A 24,502-nucleotide genomic window follows, 5' to 3' on the forward strand; every position below is an offset into this window, starting at 1 on the left:
TTCCTTAAAATTTTCCTTCAATTTTCCTGTCATCAAAAGGCTAAGCCTGCGATAACACTCTACCTCCCTGAATGAACAATGAGTAAGCACTATTGCAAGCATTTCACAGATGCGTAGTTTTTAATTAGATCCAGTTCAAAAAGCAGAATTCGCATTTTTCAGCTTCTTTCCCACTGGGCCCAGTACAAATGTTTATTATGTTTAAAACAACAAGTTCATAAAGGGTAAAGGGATCCTTTTTTATCATCTCATTATCAAAATTCCTTAACGTAAGTTTTCGTTTTACTGAGCGTCAGCCTCCTAAAACATCACAGGAGTGACATTATGGCCGTGAGGCTTGTCAGGAAAAAATCGCCACGCAGACGGCTCTGTCGCCATCTGAGTCGTGGTCGTCAGCTTTCGGAGATCGGCCGATTCTTGCCCCTGATCACGCAGGAAGAGCAGCAGCACCTGGTGCAACAGCTGGAAAATCCGGCTTTACCCTGGCCTGCAAAATGTGGCCGTAATTTTTACCAGATTTTCATTTCTGATAACGTGACGCGTGACGAGGCACTTTCAGGTTCCGAAGTGAGAGGTGGTGTTCACCCCTGAAAAAGGGAGCATCAGCCCGAAGTCTTTACTTGAAAAAGCCTCTTTTCGATTACACGGTCACAGTAGATGATGAGACAGGATTTATATTGCCTGATTTTATTCCCGAAGCGACAACCCACATCGGTGAAAAACATATATTTGTCATTGAGACAATGGGCTATCAGGATGAAGACTATATAGAGAGAAAATCTCGCCAACGCAGGGGAATGAGAGTACTCAGCCAGCTACAGACTCTTTCCCCCCTTCCCTCAGCGATCCTGTACATAAAGCGTCGATCTTTTACAGCTGTCCAGGACCAGATCCGTTTCGATCACACGGGCTGGATACGATCCTCAACATCCACCCTTTCCGGCGCCAGCTTCATTTTTTTGCAAATGACGCTGTTACCCCAGCACTCTTCGTAGGGATAGCCCACCAGATTTTCAATCACCACCCGCGAAGCGGGAGGAATATCGCTCAGCCGCCCACCCGCTTTAATACGGGCCACTTCTTCCAGCACAACCCTGTGCGTTTTGCGGTTGAGCTTCATCTGCTGGCTGAACACAATCGCCGTCAGGGCAAGGAGGGTAACGCCGCCAAAAAAGACCCAGGAGATCGCCGTTATCGCGCTTTCCGGCTGAACGTGCGTATTCGACTGAAAGCCGTAATAGCTGAGGATTACGCCCATGGCGAAAACAATAATGGATCGCACAATTTTGCCGGAGAAGGTCATCGCGCCCGCATAAATGCCCTCACGCCGGCGGCCGGTGAAGACCTCATCCACATCGGCCAGGAAGGTGTAAACCGTCCAGGGAATGTAATAGACGCCGCCCGTCCCCAGACCAAACACCACGGTAATCGCGATAATGGCAACGGAGGATAAATAGACCGGCAGATGGAAGAAATGCAGCAGCGAATAGCAACCTACAGCAAAAATGACGATGCTCAGCGCCCAGATATAGGGTTTGCTGAAGCCTTTTTTCACGCAGATACCGATAAAAATGGCGGTGGAGAAAAGTTGCAGGATGGCGTTGAGGCTGTTCAGTCCGGCCAGGATTGAAGGATCGTATTGCAGAACAAAAATAACGTACCAGGTAAATACCGATGCGAACAGCCATTCCGCGCCGAAGCCAAACAGGTACATCCCTAAATGCTTCCGGAACACGCGCAGATAAAACGTTGACTGCATATCGCGCGCCAGGCAGATCAGCGTTTTCCACAGCGACTGCTTCTGCCGGACCACTTCTTCATTTTTTCGCTCCCACGTAAAGAGATAAAGCAGGCCGATGGCAATAAACAGAATCGCGCCATAGGTCAGGCCGGTCAGTAAAAAAGGCGTGGCGGAATCTTTGCCGTAAAAAAGAATATACTGGCCCGGAATAAAGGCCGCGAGGAAGTTAGCTAACTTGCCGAATATCGCCTTAAAGCCGGTGAGCCTGGAGCGCGTGGCGAAATCATCGGTCATTTCCGTCGCCAGCGTCTCATAAGGCACCATCACCGAAGTATAAATCAGTTCAAAAAGCACGTAGGTGCCCAGGTAATACCAGAAGCCGAAGCCTTCCACCCATAATAACGGATAAACCATCATCAGCGGCGCGCCAATAAGCAGGAAGAAACGACGGCGGCCAAAGCGCTTACCCAAGCCGGTGTTGCCAAATTTATCCGTCAGGTAGCCCATCACGGGATTACTGATTGCATCGATAATGCTGGCTGCGGAGAAAATAAAAGAGGCCTCCAGCAGCGTCAGCCCACAAAACGTCGTATAAAAATAGAGGAGCCAGGCGCCCGCAATTGCCAGCGCGCCGCTGCCCAGTAAATTGCCGCCACCGTAGGCAAGCTGATGACCCAGCCTGACCTGACGAGCCTTACTGTTAAGACTTTCATTTATCGTCATAGCAAAAAGCTCCATATATATTTAAAACATTGTTTCAAAAATAATTAAGAGGGGGTTTTATACTTTTACCGGCAGGCTAATAATGTGATTAAACTCACGCAGAAATAATGACTACACGAAACTAAAAATAAATCTCTCAACAGTTTTCGAATGAATAAAAATAGTAATCAATCGGTTAGCGGAAAACAGGGCATATCCGCTGTAGAAAGGAGACGTGCGTCCAAATGCATTTATGTGAGAAACCTCCCATAACTTAACGCTGGCCGTTTGCGGGCGACCTAATCGCAGTATTATCTGAACTGTTTTTTGAAACATCGTTTTGAATTTAAAACAGACCCATTTGTCGTTCGCTTACTTAATAAGGGAGGTCGTGTGGCTAAGGGTTCATGCATTACGCTTCATTTCCAGACGTCCAGAGATGCGCAGACCGGTGCGGAGATCGTGCGCCTGACGCCGCCCGACGTCCTCTGTCACCGTAACTACTTTTATCAGAAGTGTTTCACGCGCGACGGCAAGCAGCTGCTGTTTGCCGGTGAGTTTGACGGCGCCCGCAACTATTATTTGCTGGATATCCGGCAGCAGCAGGCCGTACAGCTTACCGAAGGGACGGGCGACAACACCTTCGGCGGTTTTTTATCGCCGGACGATCGTCATCTTTTTTACGTCAAAAACGAGCGGGAGCTGCGTAAAGTGGATCTGCACACGTTCAGGGAAACTGTGGTTTATCGCGTTCCTGAGGAGTGGGTCGGTTACGGCACCTGGGTGGCGAACAGCGAATGTACCAGCCTGGTCGGCATCGAAATCGCCCGTGAAGACTGGATGCCGCTGACGGACTGGAAGGTGTTTCACACCTTCTTCACCCAAAAACCGCGCTGCCGCCTGCTGCGGGTCGATCTGACCAGCGGCGAGTCACGAATGATTCATCAGGATAACGTCTGGCTGGGACACCCTATCTACCGCCCTTTCCAGGATGCCTGCGTGGCGTTCTGCCACGAAGGCCCGCACGATCTGGTGGATGCCCGCATGTGGCTGGTCAACGAAGATGGCACTCACGTCCGCAAAGTGAAAAACCACGCGCCGGGCGAAAGCTGCACCCATGAGTTTTGGGTGCCGGACGGATCGGCGCTGATGTACGTTTCCTACCTGAAAGGCCAGCAGGCGCGCCATATCTGTCGTTTCGATCCGGACAGCGGCCATAATGAGGTGGTGATGGCGATGCCCGCCTGCTCCCACCTGATGAGCAACCATAACGGCACGCTGCTGGTCGGTGACGGCTCCGGCTCGCCGGTCGACGTGCAGGATGCGGCAAGCTACGCCATTGAAAACGATCCCTGGCTGTACGTGTTCGACAGTCAGCGGAAGCGGACCGCGCGCCTGGCGGCCCACCACAGCTCATGGCGGGTGCTGGAGGGCGATCGTCAGGTGACCCATCCGCACCCTTCTTTTACGCCCGACGACAAACAGGTGCTGTTTACCTCAGACGTTGAGGGCAAACCCGCGCTCTATCTGGCCAGGCTTCCGGACGATCTGTTCGATCGCGCCGGCACTTACTGTTGAGGAAAGGCTATGTTCTGCTTTAAAGAAGAGACCGTTTTGCAGGATCTGGGCGCGGGCGTCACTCGGCGCATTCTGGCGCACGGCGGCAAAATGATGGCGGTAGAAGTCACTTTCGAAAAAGAGGCTGTCGGCCCGCTGCACAGTCACCCGCATGAACAGCTGACCTATGTCCTTTCCGGGCGGTTTCGCTTCACCATCGCGGATGAAACGCATGAGGTGAAGGCAGGGGATACGCTCTATAAAAAGCCGGACGTGATACACGGCTGCATCTGTCTGGAAGCCGGGACGCTGCTCGATACCTTTACCCCTCAGCGTGAAGATTTCCTGGCAGGCTGATTCACGAAGCTGAGAGGTAAAAACCTGAAGTCGGGCGCACATTTATCCTGAATAATTCAGGCCGCAGGAAGGCGGCAAGTGAGGGAATCCCGGATCGCTTATTTAAGTAAGCGATCCGGGTGATTGAACCCGGCCAACGGAACGAAGATGTACGTTAAAGAAGTAATACGTTATTTGTCCTGAAGTTTAATAATCTTATTTCTTCTTTCAGTATAAAAATTCAGAAGTCAGGATTTGAAATACGGGGTTAAAATGCTGCTCTTCTCGCATCCCTTACAGGACGTTATTACTGGTATTACATAAGCTCAAAAGATAGGGAAATCCATGGATACAGTAGAGGAACTTAATGGGACATATTTTTATGCGGGAAAATCAAATCTAACCGCTGCTGAACTTCTGTTCATGATTTTTTGTGAGAATACAGCTAGTCAATTTGGAATCGGCGCCGCTGATTTTGGTGCTATTGTTGCCATTGTCTCAGGGAGAAACAACTTAGGCACAAGAGGCAAATTCGCCAATGCTACCAAAGGCACATCTTACGCTTCTAAAGGAGCAAGAGCGGTATTTGGGAAAACAAAATTTCCCTTTGGTATATCGTTACCTACCTGGCTTGGTGGCTACACTCCGTGGACAGCCCACCATGTTATGGTTCGCAATATTGCCCCATTTGTTGGGCGTTCGATACCCTTGATTGGCGTAATTATTCTTGCTTCTGATATGACACAAATTACCTACCGCACCATTCGCGACTACAACACCATAGCACGAGGCAGTGATAAGTTATGGTAAATAGTATTGAGCAAAGCGTTTATGAGCTTGTACGGCCTTATGCTGGCACGTATTTGTTCAACATAAAGAAGGTGAAGTTATCGCCTGAAACTGACCTCGATACTGATTTGAGTATTGATGAACTTGAGGCTGAAGATCTGATGAATGCGTTTTTCGAAACTTTTAATGTTGAACGGGGTAATTTCAATATTAAAACCTACTATCCTGATGGACCTTTCTCATGGAATCCGTTCAAAAAATTCCCCCCTATACCCGTACCCGATTTCACTATCGGTATGCTGATCGAATCAGCCAAAGCCGGGCGCTGGTTATATGACTAAGCATAAGCAAGGAGCTTAAAATGGCTGTACCCGTTCACTTATTTTTGACCGATGATGGCGGCGCAGTAATTCGTGGTTCTTCCGATGTGCAAGACCGCGAAGGAAGCGTGGAACTCAGAGGATTGCATCACAACTTAACCCTTCCCACAGACCCTATGACAGGCAAGGTTACGGGAACCCGTCAACATTCACCTTTTCAGTTCACCAAAGAACTTGATAGTTCTTCTCCCTATCTCTTTAAGGCTGCGGCAACGGGCCAGACGCTAAAATCTGCTGAATTTCGCTTTTATCACATTAATGATGCCGGGCAGGAAGTGGAGTATTACCGGATCACGCTGGAAAATGTGAAAGTGATTTCAGTCAGCCCGGTCATGCATGATACGCGGGGATGTCCGGGTACAGGGCACATGGAAGAGATCGCACTGAACTATGAGAAGATAAGCCACCTGTATAAAGACGGCAATCTGCTCGTTCATGACGCCTGGAATGAGCGCCCCACAGCGTAGACAAATGACTTTCGAAACTTGTCCCAAAAGTTCGTAATTTTTCTGACAACGAAAGCCATCGGACACAAAAGGATCTTGCATGGGTCCTTTTGTTTACCCTAAATAATTCAGCCGGCAGGAAGGCAGCAAGTGAGGGAGTCCCGGTGAGCTTACTTCAGTAAGTGATTCGGGTGAGTGAGCGCAGCCAGCGCATCTGCCGTCTGAAGTATGACGGGCGTTTTATCCTAAATAATTCAGGTGGCAGGAAGGCGGCAAGTGAGGGAGTCCCGGTGAGCTTACTTCAGTAAGTGATTCGGGTGAGTGAGCGCAGCCAGCGCATCTGCCGTCTGAAGTATGACGGGCGTTTTACCCTAAATAATTCAGGCGGCAGGAAGGCGGCAAGTGAGGGAATCCCGGTGAGCTTACTTTAGTAAGTGACCCGGATGAGTGAGCGCAGCCAACGCATCTGCCGTCTGAAGTATGACGGGCGTTTTACCCTAAATAATTCAGGCGGCAGGAAGGCGGCAAGTGAGGGAATCCCGATGAGCTTACTTCAGTAAGTGATTCGGGTGAGTGAGCGCAGCCAACGCATCTGCCGTCTGAAGTATGACGGGTAAATTACTGATAGATGATATCGCCGGATAACACCTTCAAAATTTTGCCTTCGGCATCGGTAATCAGCACGTAATCCCCGCCCATATAGGTCCAGTGGCTGCCCTCTTCAGGCGGCGTCAGATGCCTTTTCTGCCACTCCCCAATCTTATAGTGCGGCTGGCGGTAGCTTTCTGGCGCAATATCACCGATATGGAACTGTTTGAAGTCGGCGAAAAAGGAGGTTTTGTCATACTTTCCTTTCGGCTGTGCTGGTGCCGTTTCACCGTCCGGATTGATGGCCGAAGGTTGCTGAGACTGGGGGGCTTCTCCGGCGTCGGGAGTCTCCGGGCTGGCAGAACCGTCGTCGTCGGCATCGGGCGCCCGCGCGGATGATTCGGGCATCTCAATCTGTGGCGCGGGCACGGCAGGGTTACCGGCCTGAGCGCTCTGGGAAACCGCAGCCTGTTCGCCTTCGGCCCAGGCCGAAGAGATCACCGGCATTGTGCTCACCAGCACGGCTGAAAATAGTGCGATAGTAGATTTACTCATAGTTTCTCCGGTGAGAAAAAGTAACATCATGAAACGGGAGCGAAAATTGTTCTCTCCCCAGAGGGAAACACTATCTCTTCTCCTGCGACAAGGCAATTTGCTTCTCCATGCGGCCGGTCACGCCACTGGGCAGAGGGTTAATAGTCAGCGCGAAGCTTCAGGTAAGCGTGACCTGGCTGATAGAGATGCCTTTCGCCTGTTCTTTACCTGCCTGTCTCCTCAGAAAGACCAGCCGTCGCTGTCTCCTGCGTGTTCCCGGCATCCCATTATGGCGCTTTATCGCAACCTGTCTCTCTACGGTAGTAGCCTGTCCGGTTTTGGCCTTCTTATGCCTGCCGATCCGCGCCACTATGGCTTCTCAACTTATTTGCAGGAGTCCAGAAATGGCCCAGACCTTACTTTTAGTGATTGACGCCCAGCAGTCCTTCCATCATCGTGGCTACCTCAGGACAGCGGAGACACCCGCTTTTGAAGAGCGTCTCAGCGCGCTGATCGAAGGCTGCCGCATGCGCGATATTCCCGTGGTGGACGTTTTTCATGTGGAAGAGGATGGGCCGTTCTCGCTGGCGTCGGGACTGGTTGAGCGCCTGCCTTTTCTCCACCACCAGGCAGCGAAAACCGTTCATAAGCGCGTGCACAATGCGCTGACCGACTCAGGGCTGGATGAATGGCTGCGCGCCCAGATGGCGACGCATCTGATTATCTGCGGCCTGCGCACCGAGCAGTGCTGCGAAACCACGGCGCGGGTCGCCTCGGATCTGGGCTACAGCGTGACCTTTGTGACCGAAGCCACGCTGACGTTCCCGATTACCCATAATGGTATTACGCTGAGCATCGCCGATCTGCGGCACCGGACGGAGAGCGTGTTAATAAACCGCTTCGCCGCGATCCGCACCGTTGAGGCGTGCCTGGAGGAGCTTACCTGACATGACCATTCCGGTGTGGTTTTTAACGTTGCCCGGCGTGATGATGCTTGATATCACCGGTCCGGCGGAAACCCTGAAGCTGGCCGGTGACGCCTTCAGCCTGCACTACATCGGGCCGGAGGAGAGCGTTCTCACCTCAACGGAGATGCAGGTGGCGCAGATAACCCCGCTCCCGGAAAGTTTGCCTTCCGGCAGCCTGCTGATTGTGCCGGGCGCGGCCGACTCGCGCGTGGCGTTTGCCACGCCGCAGGCCGATATCGCGCGCCGCTGGCTGAGACGTATCCAGCCTGCAATCCTCAGCGGCGATATCACGCTGATCTGTATCTGTTCCGGTTCGCTGCTGGCGGCGCAAAGCGGTCTGCTGAGCGGCGTACAGTGTACAACCCATCACGAGGTCATCGCGCGGCTGAAAGCCGCCGATCCTGCTGCTATCGTCAGAGAAAACCGTATTTTTGTTGAAGATCGCGGCATCTGGAGCAGCGCGGGGATCACGTCAGGCATCGATCTCTCTCTGCATCTGATCCATCGCCTCTGTGGCGCAGCGCTGGCGCTGGACGTGGCGCGTGAAATGGTGGTCTGGTTTCGCCGCTCGGGCGACGATCCGCAGCTTTCTCCCTGGCTGCGCTATCGTAACCATCTGCATCCGGCCGTTCATCGCGCCCAGGATTTATTAATTCAGCAACCGGAACAGGAGTGGCCGCTAGAGGAGGTCGCCAGACGCGTACACGTCAGCGCCAGGCATCTGACAAGACTGTTTCGCCAGCACCTCGGCATCACCGTCAGGGAGTATCACGAGCAGCTCAGGATCGCGATTGCGCGACAGCGCCTGCAACAGGGAGAAGGTGCAGAAAAAGCGGCGCTGTCGGCAGGATTCTCCTCTTCGCGTCAGCTGCGCCGCGCCCAGCTGCGTTGGGCAACGTTCTGACCGCCGCCCGCGGCAAACGATCTTAACGCTTCACGCTGTCGATAAAGGTCTGGCGGGCCGTCTTCGATCCCAGGCGTTCAGCCTCATCCAGTAATTTCAGTGCCTTATCCACATCCCCCGCCCTGACGGCCTTTTTAATGGAGGCGTTAAAGTAAGCTTCAGAATCATCCAGCATCGGCTCCGCGGATTTAGCTGGCGCGGCGGCTGGCTGGGTGCTGCCCACCACCACCGGCGCGGCTGCCGGCGCACCAGACGACGGCAGGAACTGACCAATCATCACGTTCCCGGATTTCTGCTCGGCGGTCACCTTCAGGCTCAGCGTTCCCGTTGGCGTATGACGGGCGACGGGATCGGGAATGTCCGGCACGGCGTTGCCCACGCCTGACGCGTAGGCCTTAGCCGGGTTGACCATTTGCGTGCTCTTGCCCAGATCCTGGCGCGTGGTATAGACCAGCACATAGATTTGTTTCTGACCCAGCGCTGGCGTCAGCTTCAGCGTCCCTTCCAGGCGATCGCTGGAGACAATACCGGGCTGCTCGTAGGGAAAATAGCTGGCAGGATAAAATGCCGCCGGGCGCATCTGCTCGTCGAGCACCAGCACGTTAGGCGCATAAACCGTTTTGCCGCTCACCACGCTGGTCAGGACAATTTCCAGCGATCCGCGATCGGCGGGCAGGGAAAATGCCGCAACGGCGCCCTGGATTTCACCCTGATTAATCTGGCTGCCCGTAGCGCCAAGCTTCACTTCCTGCGTCACTGGCGGCACCAGCGGCGTCCACGAAAGCTGGCGTAACGTCTGGCTGGAGATGGCCGGCGCCTTAGCGGCATCCTGCTGAGCCGCAAAGGCGGCGTCGGGCAGCGCGGCCAGCAGGCTTAACGACAGGCAGAGTGACAGCAGCGTCTTTTTCATGATGGTTTCCTTTTCAATTACTGAAGGCTGGCGGAAATCCGCCAGCCAGTACAGCATTATTGTCGTTCTGAATACCGTTGCACGGCGGCTACGGCTGGTGAATTACCACCAGATTTCCATCTGCGCACCGAAGGTGATCTCATCATCATCGCCACGGCTGAAGGTTCTGACGCTGCTGTCGTTCATCGCCAGGCCATTATTCACACCGGCGTCGCTGTCATAGCCCCACTTCTCATCCCAGTTCGCATAGGTGGCGAACACGCGGATAGCCGGACGGGACCAGATGCTGTCGCCAGCCTGCCACTGTTGCGCCAGGGTCACTTTGTACTGCCCGTTGCGGTCGCCGGTACGCTGGGATTTCACGTTGTCGTAGCCCGCTTCCAGCAGGGTACTCATGATTGGCGTCCATTTGTACATCGGACGCACGCCCACGGTGTACCAGGTGGTGCCGTTATTGTTGTCGCGATCGGTGTCCTGATACATCGCCACGTACATCAGGCTCCAGGTGTCGTTGAAATCCATGGCGCCGTGGTCCAGCACGCGGATCATGCTGCCGTTGTTATTGATGGATGCGCCGTTAGCGTGTCCGTTGGCGGCTCCGGTGTTGGGAGAGGTCATTGAATCCGCGGCGTACTGCACCACAAATTTGTTATAACCATTGTAGATACTCTGGGTGTGCTCGGCGGTCAGCAACCAGCCATCTTTGGTGGCATCGTCAGCCAGCGAGTAGCCGTCGCGTGCGTTGGCGCGGCCATAATCCACACCCAGCTCCAGCACGCCGCCAGGGTTGGTTTGCAGCCCGGCGAGACGCACATCGAACACGTCGTTGGAAGTGGCAACTTCGTCACGCTGATCGGCGATATAGCCAAAAGAACCGCCGCTTTCAGTGTTGCGAGTGGCGGCGAAAGAGAGCTTACCAAAGCCCAGATCGATATCTTCCAGACCGGCACCAGGACCCGAAATATCCCAGTAGTAGAAGTCAATCATGTGCACATCATGACGCTGGTAGAAGCGCTTACCGGCCCAGATGGTGGAACCCGGCAGCGCTTCGATCAGGTTTTTCCCCTTCACGTTCGCTTCACGGAAGGCGGGATCGGTGCCTTCCCAGTCATTTTGCTGCGAAACGGAGTAGGCGACGTTGGTGTCAAAATAGAAGCTCTTATCTCCCTCTTTCCAGACTTCCTGCCCCAGCTTTAATTCTGCATAGGTTTCACATTCGTTACCGAGGCGGTACTTGCTCTGCGCGCCCGTGGCCTGGAAGCACTGCTGTTCGCCGCCGCTGCCGGACCAGCCGATACCGGAACGGGCATAACCGGCAAAATCTACCGCCATCGCCTGGGTGGACATTACGCCGGCAGCCACTGCAAGCGCGAGAGTGGAAAGTCGTTTAGTTATCATCATCTTCTCCTGTAGGGGACATGTGCTTTAAACGCCCGGCTCGGGATGCAACCGGCGGCAGGCCGTCCCGTCTTCACGGAACAGATGACAGCGGTGTGGCGGCAAGCCGATGGCGAATGTGGCACCTTCTTCTACCAGCACCACGTCGTTCTGGCGGTAAACCAGGTTTTGACGAATTGCCGGAATCTGGATATGGATCTGCGTTTCGTTCCCCAGCTGCTCGACGACCTGCACCTCGCCGGAGAGCCGGATTTCAGCCTCTTCGCCCGGCAGCAGATGCTCGGGGCGAATGCCCAGCGACAGGTTGCTGCCCGCCGTGACGTCACTGCCCGCTACCGGCAGCCAGACCCACTGGCGGTCAGGCAGCTCCACCTGAACGCGCTCTGGTTCTGCGGCGATGACTTTGACCGGCAGGAAGTTCATTTTGGGGGAGCCGATAAACCCGGCGACAAAGCGATTGGCCGGATAGTGGTAGAGCGCCAGCGGCTTGCCGATCTGCACAATGCGTCCGGCGTTAAGCACCACGATCTTGTCGGCCAGCGTCATCGCCTCAACCTGATCGTGGGTGACGTAAATCATCGTGCGCTTCAGGCGCTTATGCAGGCGGGAAATCTCAATACGCATCTGCACGCGCAGCGCGGCATCGAGGTTAGAGAGCGGTTCATCCAGCAAAAACACCTTCGGCTCCGCTACCAGCGTGCGGCCAATCGCCACGCGCTGACGCTGACCGCCGGAGAGCGCCTTGGGGCGACGTTCCAGCAGATGCGCGAGCTGGAGCACTTCCGAGACCTGGCTGACGCGCCGGTCAATCTCCGCTTTTTTGGTCCGCGCCAGCCGGAGGCCGAAAGACATGTTTTCCGCTACCGAAAGGTGCGGATAAAGCGCGTAGGACTGGAATACCATCCCGATGCCGCGATCCGCAGGCGGCACCTCATTCATCCGCCTGTCGCCAATTTTCAGCTCGCCGGAGGTAATCTCCTCCAGCCCGGCAATCATCCTCAGCAGGGTCGATTTGCCACAGCCTGAGGGGCCGACAAAGACGACAAACTCGCCCTCCTTGATCGCCAGATTGATGTCGCTGGAAATCACCGTGTCGCCAAAGGCTTTACAGACGCCGCTAAGGGTAACGCTCGCCATCCTGAACTCCTGTCGGTACTGCGGAAAAGATAGGGAATGAAGGGAAGAGTGCGGGCTGCGCGGCAAAACGTAATCATCCGCAACCGGGTTTTTCATGGGGGAGAGACGGGGAGGATGGGATGCGGGCTGCGCCGCCGGGAAGTTCCGTTTAAAAGCCGGTTTCGTGATCGGCGCTGCAAAAAACGATGGCGGTTTGCTCCTCAGAAGCGGCATTAGAGGCGACTGTGTTAAGCGGGTCACATTCTGAAAGGTGGGGGCGTAGAGCGGGGGAGGATGAAGCCCGGCCGGCCTGACCCCACACTGACACCGTACCCTCTCACTCCCTCCGTCACGCGAGCAATCGCCGGAAATAAAAGGACTGGATTATGGCCCTCAGCATAAAGAATGTCGTGCAACGCACCCTTGCCCTGTCAGCGCTGGCTTCGCTGGCGATGTCAGCCGCCGCCTTCGCCAAAATAGAAGAAGGCAAGCTGGTTATCTGGATCAACGGCGATAAAGGCTACAACGGCCTGGCGGAAGTCGGTAAAAAGTTCGAGCAGGACACCGGCATTAAAGTCACCGTTGAACATCCGGACAAGCTTGAAGAGAAGTATCCTCAGGTCGCGGCCACCGGTGACGGGCCGGATATCATCTTCTGGGCGCACGACCGCTTCGGGGGCTATGCGCAGTCTGGCCTGGTGGCGGAAATCAGTCCGGACCAGGCGTTTAAAGACAAGCTGTTCCCTTTCACCTGGGACGCGGTAACCTTCAATGGCAAGCTGATCGGCTATCCGGTGGCCGTCGAGTCGCTCTCGCTGATCTATAACAAGGATTTAGTGAAAGAAGCGCCCAAAACCTGGGAAGAGATCCCGGCGCTGGATAAAAAACTGCGCGCCCAGGACAAGAGCGCCATCATGTGGAATCTTCAGGAACCCTACTTCACCTGGCCGGTTATCGCGGCTGACGGCGGCTACGCCTTCAAATACGCGGAAGGCAAATACGACACCAAAGATACCGGCGTCAACAACGCGGGATCGCAGGCTGGCCTGCAGTTCATCGTCGATCTCGTGAAAAATAAACATATCAGCGCCGATACGGACTACTCCATTGCCGAAGCCGCCTTTAATAAAGGCCAGACGGCGCTGACCATCGATGGTCCCTGGGCCTGGTCTAACCTCGACAAGAGTAAAATTAACTACGGCGTGGCGCTGCTGCCCACCTTCCACGGCAAGCCGTCCAAACCTTTCGTTGGCGTCCTGACGGCGGGCATCAATGCCGCCAGCCCGAATAAGGAGCTGGCGAAAGAGTTTCTGGAAAACTACCTGATCACCGATGAGGGCTTAAGCAAGGTCAACGGCGATAAGCCGCTGGGCGCCGTCGCGCTGAAGTCTTACCAGGCGCAGCTGGAGAAAGATCCGCGTATCGCCGCCACCATGGCGAACTCGAAAAACGGTGAAATCATGCCGAACATCCCGCAAATGAGCGCGTTCTGGTATGCCGAACGCAGCGCAATTATCAACGCCGTCAATGGCCGTCAGACCGTGCCGCAGGCATTAAAAGAAGCGGAAACCCGCATCAGTAAATAAACACCGCCACTGCTGAACTGCGGGATGGGCCAGCCCTGGCGCATCCCGTGCCGAGAAGGATTGTCGCTATGCCCTTTACCCAGACCGCTGACAGAAAAAAACGGCCGATAAACAACGCGATCGCCTGGAGCTTCCTCGGCCTGTTTGCCCTGCTAGCCGGTTATCTGATTGTGCTGATGTATGCGCAGGGGGAAATTCTCTTTGCCATTCTGACGCTGGTTCTCTCAAGCCTCGGCTTATTTATTTATGGCAACCGCCGCGCCTATTCCTGGCGCTATGTTTATCCTGGCCTGGCGGGAATAGGCCTGTTCGTTCTGTTTCCGCTGGTCTGCACCATCGCCATTGCGTTTACCAATTACAGCAGCACCCACCAGCTCTCCCTGGAGCGCGTCCAGAACGTGCTGATGGACAGAGAGTTTCGCGAGGGTAAAGCCTGGAACTTTGCGCTTTATCCCACGGGTGAACAGTGGCAGCTCACGCTGACCTCCCCGGACAACGGCGATCTGCTGGTATCAGAACCTTTTGCTTTTTCGCCTGACGAACCGCAGCAGCTAAAAATGACGCCGCAGCCCGCACCGGCTTCGGCAAAGGCAGGTCTGCGCGCCGTGACGCAAAACCGGCAGGCGCTGGGCCAGCTGGCGGCGGAACTCCCCGACGGATCAACGCTGCGTATGAGTTCCCTGCGGCAGTTTTCCGGCACCCAGCCCCTTTATAAGCAGAGCGAGGATCGCAGCCAGCTGACCAACAATCAGACCGGAAAGATCTACCGCCCCAATATGACGACCGGCTTTTATCAGCAGGTAGACAGCCAGGGCGCGTGGCAGGAGGAAGTGCTCAGCCCCGGCTTTACGGTCAGCATTGGCTGGCAGAACTTCCTGCGCGTGTTTCAGGATGAGGGCATCCAGAAGCCGTTTCTGGCGATTTTTGTCTGGACGCTGATCTTCTCGCTGCTCACCGTTATTCTGACCGTGGCCGTGGGCATGGTGCTGGCCTGCGTGGTGCAGTGGGAGGCGCTGAAAGGCAAAGCGGTTTATCGCCTGCTGCTGATCCTGCCCTATGCGGTGCCTGCATTTATCTCCATCCTGATTTTTAAAGGATTATTTAACCAGAGCTTTGGCGAAATTAACCTGATGCTCTCCGCGCTTTTCGGCATCAAACCGGCCTGGTTCAGCGATCCGCTGACCGCCAAAACCATGCTGGTGATCGTCAACACCTGGCTCGGCTACCCCTACATGATGATCCTTTGTATGGGTCTGCTGAAGGCGATCCCTGACGATCTTTACGAAGCTTCGGCGATGGATGGCGCCACGCCGTTTCAGAACTTCTTCCGCATCACGCTGCCGCTGCTGATTAAGCCGCTGACGCCGCTGATGATCGCCAGCTTCGCCTTTAACTTTAATAACTTCGTGCTGATCCAGCTGCTGACCAACGGCGGGCCGGACAGAATCGGCACGACCACGCCGGCAGGCCATACCGATCTGCTGGTCAGCTATACCTATCGCATCGCCTTTGAAGGCGGCGGCGGGCAGGACTTTGGCCTGGCGGCGGCCATTGCCACGCTGATCTTCCTGCTGGTTGGGGCGCTCGCGGCCATCAACCTGAAAGCCTCACGAATGAAATTTGATTAAGGATCTCTTATGGCGATGGTTCAACCGAAATCGCAGCGCGTCAGGCTGCTGGTCACACATCTGTTATTACTGGGCTTTATCGCGCTGATCCTGTTCCCGCTGCTGATGGTTTTTGCCATCTCGCTGCGGCCCGGCAACTTTGCCACAGGCAGCCTGATCCCGGACAGCGTCTCCTGGGATCACTGGAAGCTGGCGCTGGGGATACCGGTCACCCACGCCGACGGTAGCGTTACGCCGCCGCCCTTTCCGGTGATGCTCTGGCTGTGGAACTCAATCAAGATTGCGGTCATCACGGCCATTGGCATCGTGGCGCTCTCAACCACCTGCGCCTATGCCTTTGCCCGCATGAAGTTTCGCGGTAAAAGCACGCTGCTGAAAGGCATGCTGATTTTCCAGATGTTCCCGGCGGTTCTGTCGCTGGTGGCGCTTTACGCCCTGTTCGACCGGCTGGGCATCTACCTGCCCTTCCTCGGTCTGAATACCCACGGCGGCGTGATATTCGCCTACCTGGGCGGTATTGCGCTGCACGTCTGGACGATCAAGGGCTACTTTGAAACCATCGATAACTCGCTGGAGGAAGCGGCATCGCTGGACGGCGCCACGCCGTGGCAGGCTTTCAGGCTGGTCCTGCTGCCGCTTTCGGTACCGATCCTGGCGGTAGTCTTTATTCTCTCGTTTATCGCCGCCATTACCGAAGTGCCGGTCGCCTCGCTCTTATTGCGTGACGTCAACAGCTACACGCTGGCGGTGGGTATGCAGCAGTACCTTAATCCGCAGAACTATCTGTGGGGCGATTTTGCGGCCGCGGCCATCCTCTCCGCCATTCCCATCACGGCGGTCTTCCTGATAGCGCAGCGCTGGCTGGTTGGCGGCCTGACCTCGGGCGGCGTGAAGGGATAATGTCAGCGGGCAGGAAGAAAGTGCCGGTAATTATTTATTGAGAAGTTCTTTGAAGAAGTCTTTGCCGTTTGTCCTGTGTCTCTGGTGGCCGTAAGGCCACCTTTTTTATTTATCCTTCTTCATTCTGTCCTGCAACGCCAGGCCATTTTCCCCTAAGCCAGGCCTCTTTAAAGCTATGTCCTCACTCCCTTACAGCCCCTGTAGCTACCAGTCAGCCATTTATGACACAGGCATTGCTGAACGTTAACAGGAATAAAAAAGAGCCACTACTGAGGCGCAGCGTTGGTGAATAAATGAGAGGGGAGTTCGGGAGAAAAAGCGAAGCCTGAAGCCAGGCGCTGGGGTCATTATGATGAGGAATACGCTTACAGTTAAATGGAAGTTCGCCTGACTTGTCACATGTCCGCTGTCGGGTTAAAACATCGCCGTAATAGTCAGTTGGGGTTCAGCATCAAACCCCGCCTGATATTTACCTTCCGGTCTAACTTACCGAGACTTTCCGGCGTCGCTTATCCAGATCTTTGATCAGTTTATTCACTTCCGGGTCAGCAAACATCGCTTCAAGCGTATGCGAGAGTTTGCGCCGCCAGTTGGGATATTCGCTGCTGGTGCCGGGCACGTTTACCGGCGTCGGCATATCGAGCCAGTCTTCCGGCTGCAGCCCCAGCAGGGCGCAGGCGCTGTCGGCCACGTAGCGCTGCATACCGCGCCGCAGAACGGGCGTCAGGGGCATAAACGCCGCCTGACGGCCCGTCCCCTTCGGCACGCAGCCGTAATGATGCAGGCTGTCAAGCAGCCCCTGCCGCGCCCTGGCCCGTTCCGCATAGAGCGCCTGCAGCACCGTCTCATCACGATAGAGGCCGAGCTTTTTCCCCAGCGTCAGATCGTCGCTCTGCCAGTAGCCGCGCAGCGTGGGCAGATCGTGAGTGGTGAGCGTCGCCATCGCCTGTACCGGATAAGATTGTGGCGCGCGGAAGGTGCACTCCGCATCGCGTTCAAAATAGAGCACTTTATAGGAGTAGACGCCGCTTTCACGCAGCTTGCTGATGATTTCCACCGGCACGGTGCCAAGATCTTCGCCAATCACCATACAGCGGTGGCGCTGGCTTTCCAGCGCGAGGATGGCTAACAGATCGTCAATGGGATACTGAACGTAGGCGCCTTTATCCGCCGTGCCGCCAGCGGGTATCCACCACAGACGCAGCAGCGTCATCACATGATCGATGCGCAGCGCGCCGCAGTGGGTCATGTTTGAACGCAGCATATCGATAAACGGCTGGTAGGCGCGGCTGACCATCGCCCAGGGGTCCATTGGCCGTAAATCCCAGTTCTGCCCCTGCGGGCCAAGAATATCCGGCGGCGCGCCGACCGATGCCTTCAGGCAGTACAGCTCGCCATCGCTCCAGGTTTCAGCACCGCCTTCCACCACGCCGACGGCGAGATCGCGGTAGAGCCCGATAGACATCCCCGCCAGCAGGCTGGTTTCGTAGCAGCCAGCAAACTGGATTTCCGCCAGCCATTGAAGCCAGAGATAGAACTCCACCTCGCCGGCGTACTGCTCACAAAACGCGGTTACCTCTGGCCCGCGCGCGTTGCGGTAAGCCTCCGGCCAGCCATTCCAGCCCTGCGCCACGCCGGTCGCTGCCGCCAGGTGGGCATAAAGCGCGTCGTAAGCCGCCTGCAAATAGAGGCTTTCGCCTCCTTCTCTGACGAAGCGGGCAAACGCCTGCCGCTGCTCATCCTGCGCTTTCCGGGTAGAGAAGTGGGCATTTGCCAGCCGCAGCCCCTGTAATTTCAGCGCCATGACGCTGCTGTAATCGACCCACTCCGCCTGACGCGCCGCCTCAACGGCTTGCTGCGTCTCAGGCTCACTCCACCAGCGCCGCGCCGCCTCGCTGAGGCGAAAGTCTTCCACTGCACCCACGTCGATATAGATGACATTCAGCCAGCGACGGGAGGAGGGGCTGTAAGGGCTGGCCGCTTCCGGATTGCCGGGATAGAGCGCGTGAATAGGATTAAGGCCGACGTAGGCGCCGCCCCGATCCGCCACGTTCGTTAACAGCTGCTGTAAATCGCCAAAATCGCCAATGCCCCAGTTATGGACGGAACGCAGCGTGTAGAGCTGGACACATGCGCCCCACAGCTTTTTACCGGCCAGTAGCGCATCCGGCTCGTAGCAGCGCTGCGGCGCAACGATCACGCGGCACTCCCAGCTTTGATCGGCCTGGGTCAGCGTCAGCCGGTGATAGCCGGGCAGAATGCGGCCGGAGAGCGCCAGCGTCATTCTGCCGTTCACCCGCCCCTGCTGCACCGCCCCGCCTTCCTGCTGAAAATGCCAGTGGTACTCGCCTTCACCGTTTACCGGCAGCGCGTAGCGGCTGCCTTTGGTGAAGACTTTGACCGCCGGCAGCGGGCTGGTCAGCGGCCGGCGGGCGGTGTTCCAGCCCATCGCATTCAGCAGCTCGCGCTTGGTTTCGCTGGCTATCGCCTGCTGCTTGCCGTGAGCGTTGATAAAGCCGGAAGCGATCCCCGCTTCAAGGGCGGCCTGCTCCAGTGCGTGATTTTCCATAAGGCCCCCTTAGCGCTTCGCCTGCCAGATCCGCTGCTGGTAGTCGCGGATTGAACGGTCGGAACTGAACATACCGACTCGCGCCGTATTCAGAATGGTGCTGCGCGTCCACTGCTGCGCATCGCGGTAGAGCGCCTCAATTTTCTCCTGGGCCGCCAGGTAACTGGCGAAGTCGGCCAGCACCAGCCAGTGATCCCCGCCGGCGAGCAGGCTGTCGAGCATCGGCCGGAAAGCCTCTTTATCGCCGTTACTGAAGAAACCGTTCTCCAGCTCTTTCAGCACTTTATCAAGATGCTTATCTTTTTTGCGCAGCTTCAGCGGATCGTAACCTTTCTTCAGCAGCGCCTTCACGCCATCGACGGTGAGGCCGAAAATCACGATATTCTCTTCGCCTACCTGTTCGGCAATTTCCACGTTCGCCCCGTCAAGGGTGCCGATGGTCATCGCCCCGTTCAGCGCCAGCTTCATGTTGCCGGTGCCGGAGGCCTCTTTCCCGGCGGTGGAAATCTGCTCCGAGACGTCCGCTGCCGGAATAATCAGCTCGGCAACCGACACCTTATAATCCGGAATGAACACTACTTTGAGGCGATCGCCCACCAGCGGATCGTTGTTAATCTTCTCCGCCACCTTGTTAATGGCGTAGATGATATTCTTCGCTAGGTAGTAGCCCGGCGCTGCTTTCGCCCCAAATATGAAGACGCGCGGCACGCAATCTTTCTGCGGGTTATCCCGAATCTGGCGGTAAAGAGAGAGAATGTGCAGCAGGTTGAGATGCTGGCGTTTGTATTCATGCAGGCGTTTGATCTGCACGTCAAAAATCGCGTCAGGGTTCAGCGCGATCCCCATCGTCTGCTGGACGTAATGCGCCAGCTTGACCTTATTCTCGCGCTTAATTTGCTGATACTGCTGCTGGAAATCTTCCTCTTCCAGGAAGGCTTCCAGCCCCTTCAGCGCGTCCAGGTCAGTCACCCAACCGGTGCCAAGCTTGCTGTCGATCAGCGCCGACAGCGCAGGATTACACTGCTTCAGCCAGCGACGCGGGGTGATGCCGTTGGTGACGTTATGGAATTTCTCCGGCCAGAGCTGGTGATACTCCGTAAACAGATCTTTGACCACCAGATCGGAATGCAGGGCCGCCACGCCGTTGACGGCGAAACCGCTGACCACGCACAGGTTAGCCATTCTGACCTGCTTGTCATGATGGATAGCGAGCTTTTGCCACACGGCGCTGTTGCCGGGCCAGCGTGCCTCAACCACTTTTTTGAAGCGGGCATTCATGGCTTTGATCAGCGAGAAATGCCGCGGCAGCAGGCTGCGAACCAGCTTCTCATCCCAGCATTCCAGCGCTTCTGGCATCAGGGTATGGTTGGTATAGGCAAAGGTCTTGCTGACGATATCCCAGGCCGCATCCCACTCCAGCTGATGCTCATCCAGCAGGATCCGCAGCAGTTCCGGAATGGCGATTGTCGGGTGCGTATCGTTAAGCTGAATCACTTCAAACTGCGGCAGGGCTTCGATACGGCGGCCCAGAAAATGGTGGCGGCGCAGAATATCCCGCACCGAACAGGCGCACTGGAAATACTGCTGCATCAGGCGCAGGCGCTTGCCCGCCAGATGGTTATCATTCGGATAGAGGACTTTGGTCAGCTTCGCGGCATCAATCCCGCTCTGCTCGGCCTTAAGAAACTCGCCGTCGTTAAACAGGCCTAAGTCAAAAGGCTCTGGCGCGGTGGCCTCCCAGAGCCGCAGCGGCTGCGTGATGCCGTTCTGATAGCCGACCACGGGCAGATCCCAGGCTTCTCCACGTAACGTGAAGGCGGGCTGCCACTGCTCGCGCCCCGCCGCATCTTTAATCAGTTTGCCGCCGAAGCTGACGTCCACCGCCAGCGCCGCGTTATGGTTAGCCCAGGGATAGCTTTCACGATGCCAGACGTCGGGCGCTTCCTGCTGTTTGCCCTGCCGGAAGGACTGACGAAACAGGCCGTACTGATAGTTCAGCCCGTAGCCGATCGCCGGCTGGCCGACGGTGGCCATCGAATCCAGAAAACAGGCCGCCAGCCTGCCCAGCCCGCCGTTGCCCAGCGCCGGGTCCACTTCCTGCTCAAGCACGTCGGCCAGATCCACACCTTCCGCTTTCAGCGCTTCGCATACCGTATCGTACCAGCCGAGGTTGCTCAGGTTATTGGCGGTCAACCGCCCGATCAGAAATTCCATCGAGAGGTAATTCACGTGACGCAGCGGCGTTTCACCTGCCTGCTCCTGGGGCTGGGCGTTCAGCTGCTCAGAGAGCGCCGCGCTGGTAGCCTGCCACCACTGATGAGGCGTCATATCCTGCGCCTGTTGCAAACCAAAGCCCTGCCACTGGCGCTTTAGCGCGGCCAGAAATTGCGTTTTATCCAACGTCACCTGCATCACATACCCTCACTGTCCGGAAATATTGGGGGGAAATTTTTGACTATGCTGCATCGGCGTTGAGCGGGCGGCATCCTCCCGGCGGAGTTTAGTCAGGGAGGAGTGGCGGGGCGTAGCCGGAGGAAGACGGCGCAGAGGAAAAAAGCCGGAAAGTCCGATTTTTAGAATTGTGACGAAGTACGACTAAACGAAACAGAATAATGAAACTAACTTGCAATCAATGCATTGAAGGCAGACTTTAGGAAACAGATTAATTACGCCCTCTAAAATAAATAAAAATCCCACTGGGCTCCGTCATAAGAACTGAAACTATGCTTATACCTTCGAAGCTGAGCCGCCCGGTGCGGTTGCAAAATACGGTGGTGCGCGAACGTTTACTGACGAGACTCTCCGCCGCGCCAAATTACCGGCTGACGCTGATCGCCAGTCCGGCAGGCTACGGTAAAACGACGCTGATGGCGCACTGGGCATCGGGAAAAAATCATCTCGGCTGGTACTCGCTGGATGAGAGCGACAATCAGCCTGAGCGTTTTGCCAGCTATCTGATCGCCGCCGCCCAGCAAGCCACCGGCGACTGGTGTAAAAAAAGCGAGGCGCTGAGCCTCAATCACCAGTATGCCAGCCTCTCCGCGCTGTTCGCCCAGCTGTTTGTCGAGCTTTCCGAGTGGGACGCGCCGCTGCTGCTGGTGATCGATGATTATCACCTGATCCACAACGACGCGATCCATGAAGGAATGCGTTTTTTCCTGCGCCATCAGCCGGAAAACGTCTCGCTGCTGGTGCTTTCCCGCACCCTGCCGCCGCTGGGCATCGCGAACCTGCGCGTCCGTGACCAGCTGCTGGAGCTGAATGCGGACCAGCTCGCCTTTACGCATCAGGAGACGCAGCAGTTTTTTGACTGCCGGCTGCCCGACCCTATCGATCAGGCCGACAGCAGCCGCCTGTGCGATGACGTGGCGGGATGGGCCACCGCGCTCCAGCTGATCGCGCTCTCTGCCCGCCAGTCCACCACGCCTGCGCAGCAGTCCACCCAGCAGTCAGCCCGCAAGCTCTCCGGCCTGAACGCCAGCCATCTTTCTCAGTACCTGGTAGAAGAGGTGCTGGATCGGGTAGATAAATCTACCCGCGACTTCCTGCTTCGCTGCTCCCTGCTGCGTTCAATGAACGATGCCCTGATTGTCCGCCTGACCGGCGGTGATAATGGCCAGGAGCGGCTGGAGGCGCTGGAGTGTCAGGGGCTGTTTATTCATCGCATGGATGACACCGGAGAGTGGTTTAACTTTCACCCACTGTTTGCTTCCTTCCTGCGCCAGCGCTGCCAGTGGGAGCTGGCGGGCGAGCTACCGGCGATCCACCGGGCGGCGGCGGAAGGCTGGCTGGCGCAGGGCTTTCCGGCCGAGGCGATCCATCATGCGCTCGGCGCGGAGGATATCACGCTGCTGCGGGACATCCTGCTACAGCACGCGTGGTCCCTGTTCAATCAGAGTGAGCTGGCGCTGCTGGAGTCCTGCCTGAACGCACTGCCTTACGATTGTCTGATTCAGAGTCCTAAACTGGTGCTGCTTCAGGCCTGGCTGGCGCAGAGCCAGCATCGCTATGCGGAAGTGGAAGCCCTGATCGCCCGCGCCAGCGATGAAATGCAGCAGTGCGATATCACCGTCGAGCGGGAGCTTGCCGCCGAATTCGACGCGCTGCGCGCCCAGGTCGCCATTAACGATGGTCGCCAGGAGGAGGCTGAGCGGCTGGCCACCGAAGCATTGCGTTATCTTCCCTACGACAGCTACTACAGCCGCATTGTGGCGACCTCGGTCACCGGCGAGATCCTGCACTGCCGGGGCGACTTCGCCCGCGCCCTGCCGATGATGCAGCAAACGGAGCAGATTGCGCGGCGCTATCAGGTTTACCATTACGCGCTCTGGGCGCTGTTGCAGCAGAGTGAAATCCTGATTGCGCAGGGCTTTTTACAGGCGGCTTACGAGATGCAGGATCGCGCCTTTGAGCTGGTGCGCGAGCAGCATCTGCAACAGCTGCCGATGCATGAGTTTCTGCTGCGCCTGCGTTCACAGCTGCTCTGGTCGTGGTCACGCTTCGACGAAGCCGAACAGGCGGCGAGACAGGGCGTCGAGGTGCTGACGAATTTCAATCCTCAGCAGCAGTTACAGTGCCTGGCGATGCTGGCGAAATGCTCGCTGGCCAGGGGGCAGCTCGATAACGCCCACCACTACCTTCAGCGCTGTGAAGCCCTGCTGAAAACCGGTCACTATCACGTTGACTGGCTGACCAATACCGATAAAACCCGCGTCATTTACTGGCAGATCACGGGGGATAAAGCAGCCGCGCGGCTCTGGCTTCAGCAGGCCGCACGCTCGGGCGAAGCGAGCAACCACTTTCAGCAGGGGCAGTGGCGCAATATCGCCAGGGTGCAAATCCTGCTGGAGAAATTTGAGGAGGCGGAGGCGATTCTGGACGAGCTGAACGCTAACGCCCGCCAGCTTCGCCTCGCCAGCGATCTCAACCGCAACCTGCTGCTGCTCAATCTGCTCTACTGGCATACCGGGCGGAAAAGCGAAGCCCAGGTCGCGCTGATTGAGGCGCTGGAGCTGGCAAACCGCACCGGCTTTATCAGCCATTTTGTGATTGAGGGCGAGATCATGGCCCAGCAGCTGCGACAGCTGATGCAGTTAAACCTGCTGCCGGAGCTGGAACGCCGGCGCGCCCAGCATGTGCTGCGTGAAATCAATCAGCATCATCGCCACAAGTTTGCCCACTTTGATGAAGGGTTCGTCAGCAAGCTTCTCAACCATCCGCAGGTGCCTGAACTGATCCGCACCAGCCCGCTTACCCAGCGCGAATGGCAGGTGCTGGGGCTTATCTATTCAGGCTACAGCAACGATCAGATTGCCAGCGAGCTGGACGTGGCCGCCACCACCATCAAGACGCATATCCGTAATCTCTATCAGAAAATGGGCATCGCGCACCGTCAGGACGCCGTTCAGCAGGCGCATCATCTGCTTGCCGTGATGGGGTATGGGGCTTGA

18 protein-coding genes are annotated in these 24,502 nt (G+C 56.4%); 11 read left to right on the plus strand and 7 right to left on the minus strand.

The features are described from left to right. Positions 1–901 precede the first annotated feature (901 nt). Positions 902–2,464 (minus strand): MFS transporter, encoded by a 1,563-nt coding sequence (locus AAH446_RS12470; RefSeq protein WP_342907000.1) that lies wholly within the window; start codon positions 2,462–2,464, stop codon positions 902–904. A 372-nt stretch (positions 2,465–2,836) separates the two neighbouring features. Between AAH446_RS12470 and AAH446_RS12475 the strand changes: the two genes are divergently transcribed. The 5 genes from AAH446_RS12475 (at position 2,837) to AAH446_RS12495 (ending at position 5,972) form a co-directional block, all read left to right on the plus strand. Next, the gene (locus AAH446_RS12475; RefSeq protein ID WP_342907001.1) at positions 2,837–4,021 is read left to right on the plus strand and encodes an oligogalacturonate lyase family protein; all 1,185 of its coding nucleotides are present in this window, start codon (positions 2,837–2,839) and stop codon (positions 4,019–4,021) included. 9 nt (positions 4,022–4,030) lie between these two features. Continuing rightward, positions 4,031–4,357 (plus strand): cupin domain-containing protein, encoded by a 327-nt coding sequence (locus AAH446_RS12480; RefSeq protein WP_342907002.1) that lies wholly within the window; start codon positions 4,031–4,033, stop codon positions 4,355–4,357. Between the two features lie 324 nt (positions 4,358–4,681). Continuing rightward, entirely contained in the window at positions 4,682–5,146 is a 465-nt protein-coding gene (locus AAH446_RS12485; RefSeq protein WP_342907003.1) for an STM2901 family protein, read from the plus strand. Then, a complete protein-coding gene (locus tag AAH446_RS12490; RefSeq protein ID WP_342907004.1) occupies positions 5,140–5,466 on the plus strand; it encodes a DUF1493 family protein in 327 nt (108 codons plus the stop codon). Before AAH446_RS12485 ends, AAH446_RS12490 begins: the two co-directional genes overlap by 7 nt. A 20-nt stretch (positions 5,467–5,486) precedes the next feature. Continuing rightward, positions 5,487–5,972, plus strand: a complete 486-nt coding sequence (locus AAH446_RS12495) for an Hcp family type VI secretion system effector (protein ID WP_342907005.1) — start codon at positions 5,487–5,489, stop codon at positions 5,970–5,972. A gap of 597 nt (positions 5,973–6,569) precedes the next feature. On the opposite strand, the gene AAH446_RS12500 is transcribed toward AAH446_RS12495, so the two are convergent. After that, positions 6,570–7,094 carry an RcnB family protein gene (locus tag AAH446_RS12500; protein WP_342907006.1) on the minus strand — a complete coding sequence of 175 codons (525 nt, stop codon included), beginning with the start codon at positions 7,092–7,094 and terminating at the stop codon, positions 6,570–6,572. A gap of 383 nt (positions 7,095–7,477) precedes the next feature. Here AAH446_RS12500 and AAH446_RS12505 point away from each other — a divergent pair, with 383 nt between their 5' ends. After that, positions 7,478–8,020 carry an isochorismatase family protein gene (locus AAH446_RS12505; protein WP_342907007.1) on the plus strand — a complete coding sequence of 181 codons (543 nt, stop codon included), beginning with the start codon at positions 7,478–7,480 and terminating at the stop codon, positions 8,018–8,020. A gap of 1 nt (position 8,021) precedes the next feature. Further along, a complete protein-coding gene (locus AAH446_RS12510) occupies positions 8,022–8,945 on the plus strand; it encodes a GlxA family transcriptional regulator (RefSeq protein WP_342907008.1) in 924 nt (307 codons plus the stop codon). Between the two features lie 22 nt (positions 8,946–8,967). On the opposite strand, the gene malM is transcribed toward AAH446_RS12510, so the two are convergent. From malM to malK, 3 genes are all read right to left on the minus strand, one after another. Continuing rightward, entirely contained in the window at positions 8,968–9,855 is an 888-nt protein-coding gene (gene malM, locus AAH446_RS12515; protein ID WP_342907009.1) for a maltose operon protein MalM, read from the minus strand. Positions 9,856–9,957: 102 nt separating this feature from the next. Further along, the gene (locus tag AAH446_RS12520; RefSeq protein WP_463322806.1) at positions 9,958–11,256 is read right to left on the minus strand and encodes a maltoporin; all 1,299 of its coding nucleotides are present in this window, start codon (positions 11,254–11,256) and stop codon (positions 9,958–9,960) included. 24 nt (positions 11,257–11,280) lie between these two features. Beyond that, the gene (gene malK / locus AAH446_RS12525) at positions 11,281–12,390 is read right to left on the minus strand and encodes a maltose/maltodextrin ABC transporter ATP-binding protein MalK (protein WP_342907010.1); all 1,110 of its coding nucleotides are present in this window, start codon (positions 12,388–12,390) and stop codon (positions 11,281–11,283) included. A gap of 365 nt (positions 12,391–12,755) precedes the next feature. Between malK and malE the strand changes: the two genes are divergently transcribed. The 3 genes from malE to malG all read left to right on the plus strand — a co-directional run bounded on the left by malE (position 12,756) and on the right by malG (position 16,483). Further along, positions 12,756–13,955, plus strand: a complete 1,200-nt coding sequence (gene malE, locus AAH446_RS12530) for a maltose/maltodextrin ABC transporter substrate-binding protein MalE (protein WP_342907011.1) — start codon at positions 12,756–12,758, stop codon at positions 13,953–13,955. Between the two features lie 68 nt (positions 13,956–14,023). Beyond that, positions 14,024–15,583: a maltose ABC transporter permease MalF gene (malF, locus tag AAH446_RS12535; protein WP_342907012.1), complete on the plus strand. Its 1,560-nt coding sequence runs from the start codon at positions 14,024–14,026 to the stop codon at positions 15,581–15,583. A gap of 9 nt (positions 15,584–15,592) precedes the next feature. Then, positions 15,593–16,483: a maltose ABC transporter permease MalG gene (malG, locus tag AAH446_RS12540; RefSeq protein WP_342907013.1), complete on the plus strand. Its 891-nt coding sequence runs from the start codon at positions 15,593–15,595 to the stop codon at positions 16,481–16,483. A 481-nt stretch (positions 16,484–16,964) separates the two neighbouring features. Here the strand turns inward: malG and malQ are convergent, their stop codons facing one another. Further along, a complete protein-coding gene (gene malQ / locus AAH446_RS12545) occupies positions 16,965–19,052 on the minus strand; it encodes a 4-alpha-glucanotransferase (RefSeq protein WP_342907014.1) in 2,088 nt (695 codons plus the stop codon). A gap of 9 nt (positions 19,053–19,061) precedes the next feature. Then, positions 19,062–21,464, minus strand: coding sequence for a maltodextrin phosphorylase (malP, locus tag AAH446_RS12550; protein ID WP_342907015.1), 2,403 nt, complete (start codon positions 21,462–21,464; stop codon positions 19,062–19,064). Between the two features lie 311 nt (positions 21,465–21,775). Between malP and malT the strand changes: the two genes are divergently transcribed. Continuing rightward, a complete protein-coding gene (gene malT, locus AAH446_RS12555) occupies positions 21,776–24,502 on the plus strand; it encodes an HTH-type transcriptional regulator MalT (protein WP_342907016.1) in 2,727 nt (908 codons plus the stop codon).

Source organism: Erwinia psychrophila (assembly GCF_039023475.1).
Lineage (GTDB): Bacteria > Pseudomonadota > Gammaproteobacteria > Enterobacterales > Enterobacteriaceae > Erwinia.

Bases quoted from the DNA above. Each gene is read 5' to 3' on its own strand.
- malP (WP_342907015.1), bottom strand. From the start codon at position 21,464: ATGCAGGTGACGTTGGATAAAACGCAATTTCTGGCCGCGCTAAAGCGC.
- AAH446_RS12500 (WP_342907006.1), bottom strand. From the start codon at position 7,094: ATGAGTAAATCTACTATCGCACTATTTTCAGCCGTGCTGGTGAGCACA.
- malE (WP_342907011.1), top strand. From the start codon at position 12,756: ATGGCCCTCAGCATAAAGAATGTCGTGCAACGCACCCTTGCCCTGTCA.
- malG (WP_342907013.1), top strand. From the start codon at position 15,593: ATGGCGATGGTTCAACCGAAATCGCAGCGCGTCAGGCTGCTGGTCACA.
- AAH446_RS12495 (WP_342907005.1), top strand. From the start codon at position 5,487: ATGGCTGTACCCGTTCACTTATTTTTGACCGATGATGGCGGCGCAGTA.
- AAH446_RS12490 (WP_342907004.1), top strand. From the start codon at position 5,140: ATGGTAAATAGTATTGAGCAAAGCGTTTATGAGCTTGTACGGCCTTAT.
- malK (WP_342907010.1), bottom strand. From the start codon at position 12,390: ATGGCGAGCGTTACCCTTAGCGGCGTCTGTAAAGCCTTTGGCGACACG.
- AAH446_RS12505 (WP_342907007.1), top strand. From the start codon at position 7,478: ATGGCCCAGACCTTACTTTTAGTGATTGACGCCCAGCAGTCCTTCCAT.
- AAH446_RS12520 (WP_463322806.1), bottom strand. From the start codon at position 11,256: ATGATGATAACTAAACGACTTTCCACTCTCGCGCTTGCAGTGGCTGCC.
- malQ (WP_342907014.1), bottom strand. From the start codon at position 19,052: ATGGAAAATCACGCACTGGAGCAGGCCGCCCTTGAAGCGGGGATCGCT.
- AAH446_RS12480 (WP_342907002.1), top strand. From the start codon at position 4,031: ATGTTCTGCTTTAAAGAAGAGACCGTTTTGCAGGATCTGGGCGCGGGC.
- malM (WP_342907009.1), bottom strand. From the start codon at position 9,855: ATGAAAAAGACGCTGCTGTCACTCTGCCTGTCGTTAAGCCTGCTGGCC.
- AAH446_RS12510 (WP_342907008.1), top strand. From the start codon at position 8,022: ATGACCATTCCGGTGTGGTTTTTAACGTTGCCCGGCGTGATGATGCTT.
- malT (WP_342907016.1), top strand. From the start codon at position 21,776: ATGCTTATACCTTCGAAGCTGAGCCGCCCGGTGCGGTTGCAAAATACG.
- AAH446_RS12485 (WP_342907003.1), top strand. From the start codon at position 4,682: ATGGATACAGTAGAGGAACTTAATGGGACATATTTTTATGCGGGAAAA.
- malF (WP_342907012.1), top strand. From the start codon at position 14,024: ATGCCCTTTACCCAGACCGCTGACAGAAAAAAACGGCCGATAAACAAC.
- AAH446_RS12470 (WP_342907000.1), bottom strand. From the start codon at position 2,464: ATGACGATAAATGAAAGTCTTAACAGTAAGGCTCGTCAGGTCAGGCTG.